This window comes from Marinobacter sp. C7 (genome assembly GCF_022343555.1).
In the GTDB taxonomy this organism is placed as follows: domain Bacteria; phylum Pseudomonadota; class Gammaproteobacteria; order Pseudomonadales; family Oleiphilaceae; genus Marinobacter.
Window position 1 is genome coordinate 1 of the sequence record NZ_JAKQZH010000096.1, and the last position, 515, is coordinate 515.

Genomic DNA, 515 nt, shown 5'->3' on the forward strand with positions numbered 1-515 from the left:
CTTACGCCATCGCCGGGCTTGCGATCAGCACATGCTGCTTTGCGACGCTGACGCTGATCGCCACGAGCGCACCGCTCTTTGCCATTGCCCTGGTCATGGGCATGCAGGGTCTCGGTATCGGGCTTGGCCAGCAGGTCCCCGTGCTCGGCGTCCAGAACGCCGCACGCGGCGGCGATATCGGCGCGGCCACCGGAACGGTGACGCTGTCGCGGATGATCGGCGGCGCATCGGCCATTTCTGTTTATGGCGCCATCCTGGCGCAGGGGCTCAACGCGGCGCCGCCCGTGCCGGGCATCGGCCCGCTCTCCGAGGTGACGCCGGCAGCGATCTCCACCCTCACCGGCGCCGCCCATGACGCGGCGATCGCCGGCTACGGCGCCACCTTCACGCATCTCTTCATGTTTGCCTGCCTGACGGCAATCATCGGCCTGGTTGCCGCCATCAGCCTCCGCCCCGTGGCGCTGGGCGCGACGGCGGAGGCGCCCGCACGGGCGCCTGCCTGACATGGTCAACCG

1 protein-coding gene is annotated in these 515 nt (G+C 69.9%); it reads left to right on the forward strand.

Features of this window, described 5'->3' with window-relative positions; all coding sequences use genetic code 11:
* The coding region (locus MD273_RS18915) for an MFS transporter (RefSeq protein ID WP_239039305.1) at positions 1-503 on the forward strand (503 nt) is incomplete at its 5' end.
* Between the last annotated feature and the right edge of the window lie 12 nt (positions 504-515).